Below are 14,383 nucleotides of genomic sequence, written 5' to 3' on the forward strand. Positions count from 1 at the left end.
GGCCGATGGTGGACGTGGTGGTCGGGTGCCATCGTCGGGTGCCATCGTCGGGCTGCCGGTCGGGCTGCCGGTCGGGCTGCCGGTCGGGCTGCCGGTCGGGCTGCCGGTCGGGTCTCAGGACAGGTCGCGGAACGCGTCGAGGGCGTCGATCCAGGCCGCGGTCATGCCGGCACCGCCGTGCCCCTCGTCGCCGATGACGACCAGGCGGCTGCCCGGCCAGGCCTGGTGCAGGTCCCAGGCGGTGTCGAGAGGGCTCGAGACGTCGTGGCGGCCGTGGACGAGCACCCCGGGGATGTGCGCGATGCGGTGCATGTTCTCCAGCACCGGGGTCTCGTCGAGAAAGCTGCCGTTGCCCCAGTAGTGGGTGATGAGCCGGGTCGAGACCTGCTGCTCCACCGGCGGCTTGAGCGCGTAGTGCGCTCCTGCGTTCGGGGCCAGCGAGACGTGCGTGTCCTCCCAGATGCACCAGGCGCTCGCGGCCCGCTGCGTCACCACCGGATCGGGATCGGCGAGCAGCCGGGCGTAGGCCACGGACAGGTCACCGGCGCGCTCGGCGGCCGGCACCAGGCTCGCGAACTGCTCCCACTCACGCGGGAAGATGCGCCGCATGCCGTTGCTGATCCACTCGGTCTCGCGGCGACGGCCCGCGGTGACCGCCGCGAGCACGATGCCCACGACCCGTTCCGGGTGCGCCTGGGCGTAGGCCAGGGCCAGCGAGGAGCCCCACGAGACCCCGGTGACCACCCAGCGTTCGATGCCCAGGCGCGCGCGCAGGTCCTCGATGTCACGGATGAGGTGCGCGGTGGTGTTGACCGACAGGTCGACCCCGGCGTGATCGGCGAGCGGGCGGCTGCGACCGCAGCCTCGCTGGTCGAACAGAACGGCCTGGTAGGCCTGTGGGTCGAACAGCTGCCGGATGCCCGGTTTCGCACCCGAGCCCGGGCCCCCGTGCAGGTACAGCACGGGCCGACCCTGCGGGTTGCCGCAGGTCTCCCAGTAGATCTCCTGCCCGTCGCCGGGCTCCAGCCAGCCGGACTCGTACGGCTCGATCGCCGGATACCGCTCGCCCATCAGTGCTTCTCGACCGTGCGGGCCAGGATGCCGAGGGTGGCCTTGAGCCCGGCCTCGGGGATGATCGGGAAGTTGACCGCCCCGCGGTAGCGCGGCTCGATCCGCGACCAGTCGTAGTAGGAGGTGACCAGGGTCCCCCCTTCGTGCGGACGCAGGACGTATCCGTACAGGTGCTTGATCGGCGGCTGGATCGTGCCCGAGATCGTCCACTCGATCGCCGCGTCTTCTTCGTAGCGGGTGATGATGACCGTGACGTCGTACTTGCCCATCGGCAGGTCGCCGAGAGCCTCGCGGTCCATGTGCACGACGAACGTGTCGCCCACGGCCGTGACCGGCTCGCCCTCGGCCCACTGCAGCATGCCCGAGGAGTCGATGCGCACGTGGCCCTGCGGGTCGGTGAGCTGCGCGAACACCTCGCCCGGGCTCGCCGCGACCTGACGTGTGACCTCGAACCGCTCGTCCGTCATGTCCGCATCCTACTTTTCGCCGCGCGCCGAGATCTGCTGGATCGCCCAGGTGTTTCCGTCGGGATCGTCGAAGAACGCGAAACCCACGAAGTCGAGGGCCTTTCCGCCCTGCTCGAGCGCCGCCGCGTCGCCGTTGACGGCCTGCACCTCGCTGATGTCGACGCCCCGCCCGGCCAGCTCGGCGCGGGCGGCGACGATGTCGGCCACCACCAGCTGCACCCCCTTGAGCGTGCCGGGCGTCATGCCGGTGGAGGCCCCCAGCACGATCGAGCACCCCGACCCGGGCGGCGTGATCTGCACGTAGCGCACGCCGGGGGCAGGGGCCACGTCGTGATCGAGCGGCCAGCCGACCCGCTGCGTGTAGAACTCCTTGGCGCGGTCGATGTCGCTCACCGGCAGGGGCACGACCTCGAGGGTGAACTGCATCCGGATCTCCTTCGTCGTGACGGGTCGTCGATCATGACCGGTGTCGCCCGGAAAACTCATCGCCACCATGGAACCCGTTCTGCGCCGCGCCACGCCCGGGGACACTCCCGCCCTCGTCGATCTGCACCACCTCGCCCTGCGAGCCGTGGGGGCCGACGCCGCCCCCGGCCCGTGGGACGACGACCTCGACGACGTCCTGGCCCACTACGTCGGGACCGGCGGTGAGTTCCTGGTGCTGGACCTGGTCGGCACCGTGGTGGGGATGGGCGCCCGGCGGCGGGTGGACGCCACGACCGGTGAGATCAAACGGATGCGGGTGCACCCGTCGCACCAGGGCCACGGACGCCGGACTCAGAAGCCAGTTCTTCCGGAAGACCCTGAACGTGCCCCGTCCCGCAGGCTCCGCCCAGACCGGGCGGCCCTCCCCCACCCGGGGAGAGGGCCGCGTCCGTTGCCCGGGAACCGTTGTCAGCAGGCCTGGTACACGTAGCCCTTGGTGCCCTTCGGGGACACGTCGTAGTCGCGCAGCACGACGGACAGCTTGCTGCCGTACTGCTTGCAGGTCTTGGCGTAGGCCTTCTTGGTGTACTCGACGACGATCACGTGGTTGCCGTAAACCTTGGTGTAGTCGCCGCACTCGTCGTAGCGGCCGCACTCCTCGGTGACGGCGAAGTCCAGGCCGGCGCTCTTGCCCTGCTTGCCGAGCTCCATGGTGTTCTTCTGGCCGATCGCCAGGCCCGCCGTGTGCGCGCGGGCGGCCAGCAGCTTGCTGTAGGCGACCGCCTGGGCCTTGGTCAGCAGCTTGCCCGAGCGGCTGTACGAGTCGAGGTTGTCGGGCTCGACGGCCTTGAAGCCCTTGGCCGCGCACCCGTCGAACCACGTGCCCACGATCGCGGTGAGCTGCTTGCGCTTGGCCGCGGTGGAGGTGTCGAGCATGAGCTCGTCCCAGTCCTCGTCCACCACGTACTTCCCGTTCCTGTCCTTCAGCAGCAGGTTCGGGTGGTTCTTCTTCCACCAGCCCTCTTCGCCCGGCTGCACCTGGAACCCGTTGACGTAGCAGATGTTGTACGCGCCCTTGACCGGCTTGGCGGTGCGGTCGCGCGTCACGATCTTCACGCCCGACGGCGGCGTGTAGGCCCCGCCGAGCTGGTAGTCGACCTTGCCGTTGACCGGGGGCAGCGTGACCTTCTTCGTCGCCGCCGCGCTCACGGTGCTCTCGTTCCTGGGGGTGGCGGTCGCTCCCTGGACGCCGACCGCGACGGCGGCCACCGCACCGACGACGGCGACCGCGGCGACCACCGCGGCGAGAGGCTTCGTGCGCTTCAGTTTTCGGGCAGGGGACACCGAGGCTCCGTACGTGCTCGGCGATCTGCCCCGCCTCGGGCGGCGATGCCCTGGCGACCTGGTGCCGGACTGGTTACCGGCTGGGCTCGACCGCAATGCCCGTCCACCCTGTCGGACAGCTGTGTCACAGGTCAACCAGGGGGTCATCCCTTCGGGCGATCATGGTCGGCGGTGGGCGACCGGCCCTCCACCGAGGGTGCTGCATATCCGCTTGAACACGCCGGAACCGCCCTCCACGATGAGCGTCATGACCATCCGTCCCGCCCGCACCGACGACCTTCCCCGGCTGCGGGACATCGAACGGGCCGCCGGGGAGGCCTTCCGCGGGATCGGGATGGCGCCGGTCGCCGACGACGAGCCCTTCGGCATCGACGAACTCGAGCGGTACCGGGCGAACGGACGCGCCTGGGTGCACGACGCGCACGGACCGGCGGCCTACCTGCTCATGGACGTGGTGGACGGGGCCTTCCACATCGAGCAGGTCACCGTTCACCCCGCGGCTGCGCGTCAGGGCGTCGGGCGTGCGCTGATCGAGCACCTGGCCGGCCAGGCCCGGCGGCACGGCGTCGGCGCGCTGACCCTCACCACCTTCGAGCACGTGCCCTGGAACGCCCCCTACTACGCGCGGCTCGGTTTTCGCCTGATGGAGCAGCCCGGGCCCGAGCTGCTCCGGGTCCGGGCCCGAGAACGCGAGCACGGCCTCGACCGCTGGCCCCGCGTCGCCATGGTGCGCGACCTCTGATCCCGGCCGCCGGTGACCGGTGCGACGTTCCGGGCGACCCACTGCCTGGACCCGGCTCAGGCCCTTCAGGACCGGTCCGGGGTGCTGTCGCCGGGGCGGCCCTCTGATACCCGGAAGGTATTCAGTTATGCCCGAACGGAGTTGGACAGGCATGAGCGCAGGTTCCTACGCTCCGTAAGTCCGGTTTTGCCCGTGTCCGGCATGGCCTTCTCGAAGGGGAGATCTCCATGACCCGCAAATTCCGTGCTGCCCTCGGCCTGGTCCTGAGCACCGCCCTGCTGGCCGCCGCGACCGGTTGCGGCGGCAACCTCGACAGCGGCTCGGACGACGGGGCGCAGTTCCCCGGCGGCGACCCGATCACGCTGTACGTCGGGCAGGACCCGGGCGGCAGCACCGACCTGATCGCCCGCGCGCTCGCCGAGCAGGTCAAGAACGACCTCGGCGTGGCCGTCACCGTGGAGAACAAGCCCGGGGCCAACGGGGCGCTCGCGGCGAAGGAGCTGGCCGGCAAGAAGCCGGACGGGCACACGCTGATGATCTACCCGGGCTCGCTGGCGTTCATCACCCCGCTCGCGGTGCCCGAGGGCGAGGCCCCGGACATCGCCGACTACGACATCGTCACCGGCATCAGCCAGGACGACTACGTGCTGGTCTCGGCGGCCGATTCGGACCTCGAGACCGTCGAGGACCTCGAGAAGCTCAGCCGTTCGGTGAAGTTCGGAACCACCGGCGTCGGCACCGGCAGCCAGCTGTCGCAGGAGCTGCTGTTCGCGCAGGCCGGGATCGAGGCGACGGCCGTGCCTTTCGACGGCGGCTCCCCCACCCTCACCGCGGTGCTCGGCGGGCAGGTCGACGTCGGCTCCATCCAGCTGGGCGAGGCCGTGGAGCAGATCGAGGCCGGAAAGCTCAACGCCATCGTCACCTTCGCCACCGAACGCGTCAGCTACCTGCCGCAGACCCCGACCGCGGTCGAGGCCGGGTACGACGCGCCGGTGCAGCAGTCCCGCGCCATCTTCACCCCCAAGGGCACCCCGCACGACGTGATCGACACGCTCGCGGGCGCTTTCACGACGGCGTTCGGGTCCGAGCAGTACCGGACGTTCAACGAGGACAACCAGCTCACGCCCAACGAGGTGGACGGCGCGACCCTGCGCCGGGAATGGACCGGCAACCTGGAGAAGTACCGCGCGGTGACCGAGGAGCACCAGATCGACCTCGGCGGCGAGAAGTGAGCACGCCGGAACCGGGCCGGGAGGACGGGGACCGGGCCGGACAGCCGTCCGGGGCCGCCGTCGAGGTCCCCGCCGGGCCGCTCACCCATCTGGCCGTCGGTCTGGCCGTCACCGCCCTCGGGCTGGCCACGCTGGTCGGGGCGCTGGATCTGGGGGTCGGCAGCGCCGCCCGGCCCGGCTCGGGCATGTGGCCCCTGCTGATCGGTCTCGCGCTGGCCCTCCTGGGGGTGGCGCTGTCGATCAGGGCCGCGATCACGGACGACGCGGAGCGTTTCACCCGCACGTCGGCCCTGGTGGTGGCCGGGCTGGCGACGATGCTCGGGTTCGTCGCCGTGATCGGCACCGTCGGGTTCGAGCTGCCCTCCCTGGCGCTGATGGCCCTCTGGCTGCGGGGGCTCGGGGGCGAGACCTGGCGCAGCACGGCCCTGATCAGCGTGGTCACGGTCGTGGTGCTGTACGCGCTCTTCGTCGGGGCTCTCGCGGTGCCGATCCCCCACCTCTTCTGACCCGAAGGGAGGTCCGTCGTGGACCTCGGGCCCGTCATCGACGGTTTCGGCGTGGTGCTGGAACCGGCCAACCTGCTGTACTGCCTCATCGGTGTCGTCATCGGCATGCTCGTCGGGGTGCTCCCCGGCCTCGGCCCGGCCGCGACCATCGCGATCCTGCTGCCGATCACCTTCGAGATCGAGCCGGTCGGCGCGATCATCATGCTGGCCGGCATCTTCTACGGCGCCCAGTACGGCGGCACCATCACGTCCGTCCTGCTGAAGCTGCCCGGCGAGGCGTCGTCGGTCGTGACCGTCTTCGACGGCCACGCCCTGGCCCGGCAGGGCCGCGCCGGCACCGCGCTGGGCATCGCGGCCATCGGCTCGTTCGTCGGCGGCACGGTCTCGGTGGTCGCGCTGTCGCTGATCGCGCCGCTGGTGGCCGGTTTCGCGCTCGACTTCGGCCCGCCCGAGTACACCGCGCTCGCCCTGCTCGGCATCCTGCTGGTCTCCACGATCTCCCACGGCGGACGCGTGAAGGCCCTGGTCGCCGCCTGCGTCGGCCTGCTGCTCGCGGTGGTCGGCCGGGACGCGTTCACCGGCACCGAGCGTTTCACCTTCGGCAGCCTCGACCTGGCCGACGGCCTGGACTTCGTCCCGATCGCGATGGGCCTGTTCGGGCTCGGCGAGATCCTGCACAGCCTCGAGCAGCGGCACCAGGCCGTGCACGCGCCGCACGAGGTGCACAACGTCTGGCCCTCGAGGGACGATCTGCGCCGGTCGTCCGGCGCGATCGGCCGCGGCTCGGTGCTCGGCTTCGCCCTGGGCATCCTGCCCGGCGGCGGTGCGGTGATGGCCTCGCTCGCCGCCTACGCCGTGGAGAAACGCCGCGCCAAGCACCCCGAACGCTTCGGCCGGGGCGCGGTCGAGGGGGTGGCCGCTCCCGAGACCGCCAACAACGCCGCCGCCACCTCGTCGTTCATCCCGCTCCTGACCCTCGGCATCCCCGCGAACGCCACCATGGCCGTCATCTTCGGGGCCCTGCTCGTGCAGGGCGTCAGCCCGGGCCCACAACTGGTCGACGAGAACCCCGAGCTGTTCTGGGGCGTCATCAATTCCATGTACATCGGCAACGTGCTGCTGCTGGTGATGAGCATCCCGCTGGTCGGGCTGTTCGTGCGGATCCTGCGGGTGCGCCCGGCCGTGCTCGCCCCGATCACCGTGCTCATCACGCTGATCGGCGCGTACACGGTCAACAACAGCACCTTCGACATCCTGCTCGTGGTCGCGTTCGGCGCCCTGGGCTACGTGATGAAGAAGCTCGGCTTCGAACCCGGCCCGCTGGTGCTGGCTTTCGTCCTGGGCACCCTGCTCGAGGACTCGCTGCGCCGCTCGCTGCTGCTGTTCGACGGCGACCCGACCGGATTCCTGACCCGGCCGATCTCCGGCGTGCTGTTCCTGGCGTTCTTCCTGGTCGCCCTGCTCCCGGCCGTGCGCGCGGGCCTCAGACGCGGCAGCGACGAGAAGGAGCACGAGCCCGTCTCGTGAGCGATGGAGGACGCGCGGTCCGGGAACCACCCGGCCCGCGCGTCCTCCATCAAGGAATCAGTGGGCGTTCTTACGCGGAATGAAGTGCATGACCAGCACGACGACCGCCCCCACGACGAGCCCGATCACGGCCGAGCACAGCGTGTTCACGAACCAGCCGAGGAACCCGCCGATCCCGGCGACGTCGTGCGCCCCCTCCTCGAGGTGGTGCACCAACTCGTACGGCGCGTGCCAGCCCAGGTCGTCCACACCGGCCAGCAGGATGTGCCCGCCGACCCAGAGCATGGCCGCGATCCCGACGGTGCTCAGCACCGTGAAGACCTTCGGCATGGCGCTCACCAGGAACCGGCCGAACGCCTCGCGCGCGCCCTGGCCCCCCTCGATCATCTTCAGGCCGATGTCGTCGACCTTCACCAGCAGCCCGACCGCACCGTAGACCCCGGCCGTGATCGCGATGCCGACCAGGATCAGCGTGATCGCCTGCGTCCAGAACGACTCGTCGGTGACCTCGTTCAGCGAGATCACCATGATCTCGGCGGAGAGGATGAAGTCGGTGCGGATGGCCCCGGCGACCATCGTCTTCTCGGTGTCCGGGCCCGACGCCGCGGCCGGCTCGGTCTTCTTCTCCGCCTGGTGCCCGCCGAAGACCTCGTAGACCTTCTCCGCGCCCTCGAACGCCAGGTACAGACCACCGACCATCAGGATCGGCGTCAGCGCCCAGGGCAGGAACAGGTTCAGCAGCAGCACCGCGGGCAGGATGAACAGCATCTTGTTGCGCAGCGAGCCGAGCGCGATCTTCCACACGATCGGCAGCTCACGGTCGGGGGTGAACCCGTGCACGTAGCGCGGCGTCACCGCGGTGTCGTCGATGACGAGCCCGGCCGCCTTCACCCCGGCGCGCCCGGAGGCCGCGGCGACGTCGTCCACGGATGCTGCGGCGAGCTTCGCCAGTACGGCGATGTCGTCCAGTAGTGCCGCCAGACCGCCAGCCATCGAACTCCCTCATCACAAGTGGTGTCGGGGCACAGGACCCCGATCGTGCGGCACAGCATTCCCTATCTCGGCACGCCGATCGGTGCGATTCACCCCGCGACGAACATCACCGCCGCGGGAGGGAACTTTTCAGGACGCGGGTGCGGCCGTGGTCCGCCGCACCACCAGGGTGGGCGACGTGGTGATGAAAGTCGAGACACGGTCGCGGCGCGCCACCCTGTCCAGCAGCAGCCGGGCGGCGTCGGTACCGATCTGTCTGCCCGCCTGGTCCACGCTGGTCAGCCCGATCGGGCCGAGTGCGGCGAAACTCGTGTTGTCGTAACCGGCCACCGAGATGTCGTGCGGCACCCGCAGACCGGCCTCGGCCACCGCCGTCAGCACGCCCATGGCCACGATGTCGGCACCCGCGAAAATGGCCGTGGGCCGGTCAGTTCGCTCGAGCAACTGCTTGGCGCCGAGATACCCGCCCTCCTCGGTGTACCCGGTCGAGACGAGGTCGGCCTCGAGCCCGTGCGCCCGCATCGCCTCGCCGTAGCCCCGGGTGCGCACCGCGTTCGGCATCGTCTCGGCCCGGCCCCGTTCGGGCTCGCGCTGGTCGATGTGCGCGATGCGGCGGTGCCCGAGCCCGACCAGGTGATCGACCACCAGCGCGGCGCCGCGGGCGTCGTCGTCCACCACCGTGTCGTGGTGCGCCGAACGCAGATGACGCCCGATCACCACCGTGGGAATGCCTTTCGCCGTCGCGTCCAGCCGCACCGGGCCGGCCGCCGGCGCCACGAGCACCAGCCCGTCCATGCCGCGGTCGACGATCGCGTCGGTCAGCCGCAGCTCGGAATCCGTGTCGGTGCGCGGGATCCCGGACCGGGTGCCGATCAGCACCTGGTAGTCGGTGTCGCGCAGGTGGCTGGTGATGCCGTCGACGATGTCGGGGAAGAAGGGGTTGCGGATGTCGGGCAGGATCACCGCGATCGTGTACGTCTGCCCGCGCATGCCCCGCGCCGCCGCCCGCGGCCGGTAGCCGAGCTCGGCGATGGCCTGGTTGACGCGCTCACGCATGGCCGGGCTGACCCCGTAGGCGTTGCGCATCACCTTGGACACGGCCGTCGTGGAGACCTGCGCGTGCGCCGCGACGTCGACGATCGTCACCCGCCGGGTGCCTTCTCCCGTTTCCATGCGCCTCCTCTCTCGAATGGACAACGGTTTACATCACCGTTCGCCGCGTGGTCCAGAGGGCATCAAGGATGGACGCGCCGGCCCGGCACCCGGGCCACGCTCACCTACCGCTCGCCGCACGGAGAGCGACCTTCCGGACGATCGCCCTTGACGGGCAACTCGGCGCAAACCTACGTTCGTCCACATCCGCGTGGGAAACGTTACCCATTCGTCCCCCATCGACACGCGCGCTGACCCGGCATCGGACTGAAACCTTTCAGAGAGGAAAGGGCACTCGATGACGATCACCCCTCTCCGGCGGCCCCGGGCCGCACCCGCCACCCCACCGCGCACGCGCCGCCACCGGGCCGCACCCCCCTGGTGGTTCGCGGCGCCGGCGCTCGTGCTGTTCGCGTTCGTCGTGCTGATCCCCAGCGCCCGGGGGGTGTACTACGCCTTCACCGACTGGGACGGCCTGTCCCCCGGCTTCTCGTTCGTCGGCCTGGGCAACTTCGGCGACGTGTTCGACGATCCGGACGCCCGCGCCGCCATCGGCCACACCGTGCTGATCGCGGTCGCCGTCACCGTCGTCCAGAACGGCGTCGGGCTGCTGCTGGCCCTCGGGGTCAATTCGATCATCAGGTCCCGCAACGTCTTACGCGTTCTCTTCTTCGCCCCGGCGGTGGTCACCCCGATCGTCACCGCGTACCTGTGGCGCAACCTGCTCGGCCCCGAGGGCGCGGTCAACGCCCTGCTCGGCCCGTTCGGCCTGGACCGGAACTGGCTCGGCGACCCGGACCTGGCCCTGTGGTCGATCGTGGCCGTGATCGTCTGGCAGTTCGCCGGTTACTCGATGGTGATCTTCGTGGCCGGCCTGCAGTCGATCCCCCGGGAGGTGACCGAGGCCGCGGCCATCGACGGGGCCGGGCCGGTGCGCCGCTTCTGGTACGTCACCAGACCGCTTCTGGCCCCGGCGATCACGATCAACCTGATGCTGTCGATCATCGGCGGGATCAAGCTGTTCGACCAGGTCTGGGCCCTGACCGGTGGCGGCCCGGGCCACGCCACCGACACCCTCTCGACGCTGATCTACAAGGACGCCTTCACCCTCGGCGAGTTCGGCTACAGCATCGCGCTGGCCGTGGTGCTGACGATCATCGTGGCGGTGGCCTCGGCCGGGCAGTACGCCGTGCTCTCACGGAAGGAGGCAGGGATCTCGTGAACCGTTACCGCAAGCGCACGTTCGCCCTCGAGCTGGCCATGATCGCGGCCGCGGTCGTCATCGCGTTCCCCGTCTACGTGCTCGTGAACCTGGCGGTCCGCGCTCCCTCCGACACCTCGTCCCCCCTCCGGCCGACGACCGAGCCGACCCTGGCCAACTTCACCGACGCCTGGCGCGACGGCGCCCTGGGCGGGGCACTGGGCAACAGCCTGCTCGTGACCGGCGTGAGTGTGCTGCTGGTGCTGGCGGTTTCGGCGCTGGCCGCGTACCCGCTGGCCCGGGTGCGCCGCACCTGGTCGCGCGGCACGTTCGCCCTGATCATGCTCGGGCTGGTCCTGCCGTTCCAGCTGGCCACCCTGCCGCTCTACCAGACGATGCGCGACCTGGGACTGCTCGGCCAGGCCTGGGCCCTGATCCTGTTCTACTCCGGGCTGCAGGTGCCGTTCACGACGTTCCTGTACGTGGGCTTCATCCGGGGCCTGCCCCAGGATTTCGAGGACGCGGCACTCATCGACGGCTGCGGGTACTGGCAGGCGTTCCGGCACGTGGTCTTTCCCATGCTGAAGCCGATCACGGTGACCGCGCTGGTGCTCAACGCGGTGTTCGTCTGGAACGACTTCTTCACCCCGCTGCTGTATCTCAGCGGCAGCGGGCAGCAGACGATGCCCGTGGCCGTGGCCGGTTTCGTGGGCCAGTACGTGTCCGAGTGGAACCTCATCTTCGCGGCGCTGCTCATCAGCATCGTGCCGATCCTGCTCGTCTACTTCGCACTGCAGCGCAGCATCATCAACGGTTTCGCCGGAGGACTCAAGGGATGACACCGTACGGACTCACGACCGAACAGCGCCACGAGCCCCTCGGCCTCGACACCCCGGTTCCCCGGCTGTCCTGGAAGCTGCGCGGTGACCGGCGGGGTGCGGCCCAGTCGGCCTACCGGATCACGGCGTCCACCGGCGACTCGCCGGTCTGGGACACCGGTGTGTGCCAGTCGTCCGACACGCTCCTGATCGAGTGGGACGGCCCGGAACTCGTTCCCTCGACGCGGTACTCGTGGCGGGTCGAGGTCTGGGACGAGACCGGTGCCCCGGCCGGGTCGGCGCAGTCGTGGTTCGAGGCCGGACTGCTGCGGCCGTCCGGGTTCACGGGTCACTGGATCACGCGGGACGCGGTGCACTCACCACCGATGGACCCGCCCGTCGACCACGACCGCACCGTGGCCACGCACGCGCTGCCGCCGCCGCTGTACCTGCGACGCTCGTTCACCCTCGACCGGGCGCCGGTGCGGGCGCGGCTCTACGCGACGGCGCACGGGGTGTACCAGCCTCGGCTGAACGGCGCGCGGGTCGGTTCGTCGGAGCTGGCGCCGGGCTGGACGGAGTACCGGAACCGGTTGCAGTACCAGACCTATGACGTGCTGCCCGGCCTGGTCGTCGGCGAGAACGTGATCGGCGCGGTGGTTGCGGACGGCTGGTGGAGCGGGTACGTCGGTTTCGACCCGCGCCGTCCGGCGCGGCACTACGGGGACGAGCCGGCGTTCCTGGCGCAGCTGGTGCTGTGGTTCGCGGACGGGTCGCGGCGAGTCGTTGCCTCGGACTCGTCGTGGCGCGAAGGGCCCGGGGCCGTTCAGTTCTCGGACCTGCTCATGGGTGAGTACGTGGATGCGCGGGCTCACGTTCCCGGCTGGGACGCGCCCGGGTTCGTGGACGCTGCGGTGGACGAGGCGGCGGACGTCGCGGGCACACCGGGTGGGTGGGGCGGGCGCAGGAGCGGGTTCCGTCCGGTCGCGGTGCTGACGGATCCGCCGGGTCCGCTGGTGGCGGAGCTCGACGAGCCGGTCCGCGTGGTACGGACGGTGTCGCCACTGTCGCCACTGTCGCCCCTGTCGCCCCTGTCGCCGCTGTCACCGCTGTCACCGCTGTCACCGGCCACCGGCACGCCCGCTCCCCCGGCCATCGCACCCGCCCCCGCACCCGCTCCCACACCGCCCCCGGCACCCGCACCGCCCCCGGCTCAACCTGCGGGCGATGGCGGTCCGTCTCCCCGGATGGGTGGGGTGCGTCAGCCGGCCAGAATCGTGGACTTCGGCCAGAACCTCGTCGGCCGCGTCCGGCTGACCGTTCACGACGCCGCCCCCGGCACCCGGATCGTGCTGCGGCACGCCGAGATCCTCAGCGACGGCGAGCTCTACACCGACAACCTGCGCCGGGCCGAGGCCGTCGACACGTTCGTCGCCGCCGGCGGTGCGACCGAGGTCTTCGAGCCGCTGTTCACGGTCCACGGCTTCCGGTTCGCCGAGATCAGCGGGTTCGACGGGGTGTTCGAGGCCGAGGCCCGGGTGATCCACAGCGACACCCCCTGGACCGGCAGCTTCGAGTGCTCCGACCCGACCGTGAACCAGCTCCAGTCGAACATCGCGTGGGGGCAGCGCGGCAACTGGGTGTCCGTGCCCACCGACTGTCCCCAGCGTGACGAGCGGCTGGGCTGGCTCGCCGACGCCCAGATCTTCGCCCCGACGGCCAGCCGCAACGCGGACGTCTCGGCCTTCTTCGCCCGCTGGCTGCTCGACGTGTTCGACGGCCAGGACGACGACGGCGCCTTCCGCGACATCGCGCCGCTCCTGGGCATCGACCGCGAGGGCGCGCCGGCCTGGGGCGACGGCGGCGTGATCATCCCGTGGCACGTCTGGCGCACGTACGGCGACCGGCGCACGCTCGAGACGGCGTTCGGGCCGATGCGGGCCTGGGTCGAGCACGTCCACCGGCACAACCCCGACCTGATCTGGCGCCACCGCGACGGCAACTCGTACGGCGACTGGCTGCAGGTCGACGCGTTCACCCCGCGGGAGGTGCTGGCCACCGCCTACTTCGCGCGGAGCGTCGAGATCACGGCCGACACCGCGGCGGTGCTCGGGGACGAGGCGAACGAGACCCGGTACCGGCACCTGCACCGGCGCGTCCGCCATGCGTTCGCCGACGCGTTCGTGGGTGCCGACGGCACCGTGCACGGCAGGACCCAGACCGGCTACCTGCTGGCCCTCGCGCACGGGCTGCTGCCCGAGCACCTCGTCGAGGCCGCGGTCGGGCACCTGGTCGCCGACCTGAAGGCCCGCGGCTACCGGCTCACCACGGGCTTCGCCGGGGTGAGCCTGCTGTGCCCGGTGCTCACCGAGCACGGGCACGCCGACGTCGCGTACGCGCTGCTGCACCAGGACGAGTACCCGTCGTGGGGATACTCGATCCGTCACGGCGCGACCACGATCTGGGAACGCTGGGACGGATGGACCGACCACGCCGGATTCCAGTCGGCGTCGATGAACTCGTTCAACCACTACAGCCTGGGCAGCATCGGCGACTGGCTGTTCGGGCGGGTCGCGGGGATCGGCCAGACCGCTGCCTCCACCGCCTATTCCGAGCTCGAGCTGCGGCCCACCCCGGGCGGACGGCTCACCTGGGCACGGGCGAGTCAGGAGACGGCCCGGGGCACGGTCGCGTGCGGCTGGGCGCTCGAGGGCGGCCGGATCACGGTGGACGTGACGGTCCCGCCCGGGGTGAGCGCGGTCCTGACCGTCCCGACCACCGACCCGGCGAGCGTCAGGACCGAGGGGACCGACGCGTCCCTGATTCATGAAAGTGGCATCTACAGACTGACATCCGGCACCTACAGCTTCACCGCACTTCTCAGCTGACAACGACGTCCCGGCG

At 70.7% G+C, this 14,383-nt stretch carries 14 protein-coding genes; 8 read left to right on the forward strand and 6 right to left on the reverse strand.

Going from position 1 to position 14,383, the window contains the following annotated elements; translation table 11 throughout:
• Positions 1-114: 114 nt before the first annotated feature.
• Genes pip through J2S57_RS28755 form a run of 3 tightly spaced genes read right to left on the reverse strand, consistent with a single transcriptional unit; the run spans position 115 to position 1,964 of the window.
• On the reverse strand, positions 115-1,071 hold the full coding sequence (gene pip, locus J2S57_RS28745; RefSeq protein WP_307248778.1) for a prolyl aminopeptidase: 957 nt from the start codon (positions 1,069-1,071) through the stop codon (positions 115-117).
• Complete coding sequence (locus J2S57_RS28750) at positions 1,071-1,538, reverse strand: SRPBCC family protein (RefSeq protein WP_307248780.1); 468 nt, start codon at positions 1,536-1,538, stop codon at positions 1,071-1,073. The genes pip and J2S57_RS28750 overlap by 1 nt, the downstream gene beginning before the upstream one ends.
• A 9-nt stretch (positions 1,539-1,547) precedes the next feature.
• Positions 1,548-1,964, reverse strand: coding sequence for a VOC family protein (locus J2S57_RS28755; protein WP_307248783.1), 417 nt, complete (start codon positions 1,962-1,964; stop codon positions 1,548-1,550).
• Between the two features lie 67 nt (positions 1,965-2,031).
• Here J2S57_RS28755 and J2S57_RS28760 point away from each other — a divergent pair, with 67 nt between their 5' ends.
• On the forward strand, positions 2,032-2,454 hold the full coding sequence (locus J2S57_RS28760) for a GNAT family N-acetyltransferase (protein ID WP_307248784.1): 423 nt from the start codon (positions 2,032-2,034) through the stop codon (positions 2,452-2,454).
• Here J2S57_RS28760 and J2S57_RS28765 read toward each other — a convergent pair.
• A complete protein-coding gene (locus J2S57_RS28765; protein ID WP_307248786.1) occupies positions 2,433-3,308 on the reverse strand; it encodes an endo alpha-1,4 polygalactosaminidase in 876 nt (291 codons plus the stop codon). The two genes, J2S57_RS28760 and J2S57_RS28765, sit on opposite strands and share 22 nt — an antisense overlap.
• Before the next feature lie 247 nt (positions 3,309-3,555).
• Here J2S57_RS28765 and J2S57_RS28770 point away from each other — a divergent pair, with 247 nt between their 5' ends.
• The 4 genes from J2S57_RS28770 to J2S57_RS28785 all read left to right on the forward strand — a co-directional run bounded on the left by J2S57_RS28770 (position 3,556) and on the right by J2S57_RS28785 (position 7,315).
• The gene (locus tag J2S57_RS28770) at positions 3,556-4,050 is read left to right on the forward strand and encodes a GNAT family N-acetyltransferase (protein WP_307248788.1); all 495 of its coding nucleotides are present in this window, start codon (positions 3,556-3,558) and stop codon (positions 4,048-4,050) included.
• Between the two features lie 227 nt (positions 4,051-4,277).
• Entirely contained in the window at positions 4,278-5,282 is a 1,005-nt protein-coding gene (locus tag J2S57_RS28775) for a Bug family tripartite tricarboxylate transporter substrate binding protein (protein WP_307248790.1), read from the forward strand.
• A complete protein-coding gene (locus J2S57_RS28780) occupies positions 5,279-5,788 on the forward strand; it encodes a tripartite tricarboxylate transporter TctB family protein (protein WP_307248793.1) in 510 nt (169 codons plus the stop codon). The genes J2S57_RS28775 and J2S57_RS28780 overlap by 4 nt, the downstream gene beginning before the upstream one ends.
• An 18-nt stretch (positions 5,789-5,806) precedes the next feature.
• Positions 5,807-7,315: a tripartite tricarboxylate transporter permease gene (locus tag J2S57_RS28785; protein ID WP_307248795.1), complete on the forward strand. Its 1,509-nt coding sequence runs from the start codon at positions 5,807-5,809 to the stop codon at positions 7,313-7,315.
• Between the two features lie 57 nt (positions 7,316-7,372).
• On the opposite strand, the gene J2S57_RS28790 is transcribed toward J2S57_RS28785, so the two are convergent.
• Both J2S57_RS28790 and J2S57_RS28795 read right to left on the reverse strand, forming a co-directional pair.
• Positions 7,373-8,308, reverse strand: a complete 936-nt coding sequence (locus J2S57_RS28790) for a DUF808 domain-containing protein (protein WP_307248797.1) — start codon at positions 8,306-8,308, stop codon at positions 7,373-7,375.
• 129 nt (positions 8,309-8,437) lie between these two features.
• Positions 8,438-9,481: a LacI family DNA-binding transcriptional regulator gene (locus J2S57_RS28795; RefSeq protein ID WP_307248799.1), complete on the reverse strand. Its 1,044-nt coding sequence runs from the start codon at positions 9,479-9,481 to the stop codon at positions 8,438-8,440.
• A 277-nt stretch (positions 9,482-9,758) separates the two neighbouring features.
• Between J2S57_RS28795 and J2S57_RS28800 the strand changes: the two genes are divergently transcribed.
• Genes J2S57_RS28800 through J2S57_RS28810 form a run of 3 tightly spaced genes read left to right on the forward strand, consistent with a single transcriptional unit; the run spans position 9,759 to position 14,367 of the window.
• Positions 9,759-10,682 carry a carbohydrate ABC transporter permease gene (locus tag J2S57_RS28800; RefSeq protein WP_307248802.1) on the forward strand — a complete coding sequence of 308 codons (924 nt, stop codon included), beginning with the start codon at positions 9,759-9,761 and terminating at the stop codon, positions 10,680-10,682.
• On the forward strand, positions 10,679-11,500 hold the full coding sequence (locus J2S57_RS28805) for a carbohydrate ABC transporter permease (RefSeq protein WP_307248805.1): 822 nt from the start codon (positions 10,679-10,681) through the stop codon (positions 11,498-11,500). Before J2S57_RS28800 ends, J2S57_RS28805 begins: the two co-directional genes overlap by 4 nt.
• Positions 11,497-14,367: an alpha-L-rhamnosidase gene (locus J2S57_RS28810; protein WP_307248806.1), complete on the forward strand. Its 2,871-nt coding sequence runs from the start codon at positions 11,497-11,499 to the stop codon at positions 14,365-14,367. Before J2S57_RS28805 ends, J2S57_RS28810 begins: the two co-directional genes overlap by 4 nt.
• Positions 14,368-14,383 lie beyond the last annotated feature (16 nt).

This window comes from Kineosporia succinea, assembly GCF_030811555.1.
Lineage (GTDB): Bacteria > Actinomycetota > Actinomycetes > Actinomycetales > Kineosporiaceae > Kineosporia > Kineosporia succinea.

What these genes read in the sequence shown, in the direction of transcription:
- pip (WP_307248778.1), bottom strand. Translation starts at nt 1,071, where the DNA reads ATGGGCGAGCGGTATCCGGCGATCGAGCCGTACGAGTCCGGCTGGCTG.
- J2S57_RS28750 (WP_307248780.1), bottom strand. Translation starts at nt 1,538, where the DNA reads ATGACGGACGAGCGGTTCGAGGTCACACGTCAGGTCGCGGCGAGCCCG.
- J2S57_RS28755 (WP_307248783.1), bottom strand. Translation starts at nt 1,964, where the DNA reads ATGCAGTTCACCCTCGAGGTCGTGCCCCTGCCGGTGAGCGACATCGAC.
- J2S57_RS28760 (WP_307248784.1), top strand. Translation starts at nt 2,032, where the DNA reads ATGGAACCCGTTCTGCGCCGCGCCACGCCCGGGGACACTCCCGCCCTC.
- J2S57_RS28770 (WP_307248788.1), top strand. Translation starts at nt 3,556, where the DNA reads ATGACCATCCGTCCCGCCCGCACCGACGACCTTCCCCGGCTGCGGGAC.
- J2S57_RS28775 (WP_307248790.1), top strand. Translation starts at nt 4,278, where the DNA reads ATGACCCGCAAATTCCGTGCTGCCCTCGGCCTGGTCCTGAGCACCGCC.
- J2S57_RS28790 (WP_307248797.1), bottom strand. Translation starts at nt 8,308, where the DNA reads ATGGCTGGCGGTCTGGCGGCACTACTGGACGACATCGCCGTACTGGCG.
- J2S57_RS28795 (WP_307248799.1), bottom strand. Translation starts at nt 9,481, where the DNA reads ATGGAAACGGGAGAAGGCACCCGGCGGGTGACGATCGTCGACGTCGCG.
- J2S57_RS28800 (WP_307248802.1), top strand. Translation starts at nt 9,759, where the DNA reads ATGACGATCACCCCTCTCCGGCGGCCCCGGGCCGCACCCGCCACCCCA.
- J2S57_RS28810 (WP_307248806.1), top strand. Translation starts at nt 11,497, where the DNA reads ATGACACCGTACGGACTCACGACCGAACAGCGCCACGAGCCCCTCGGC.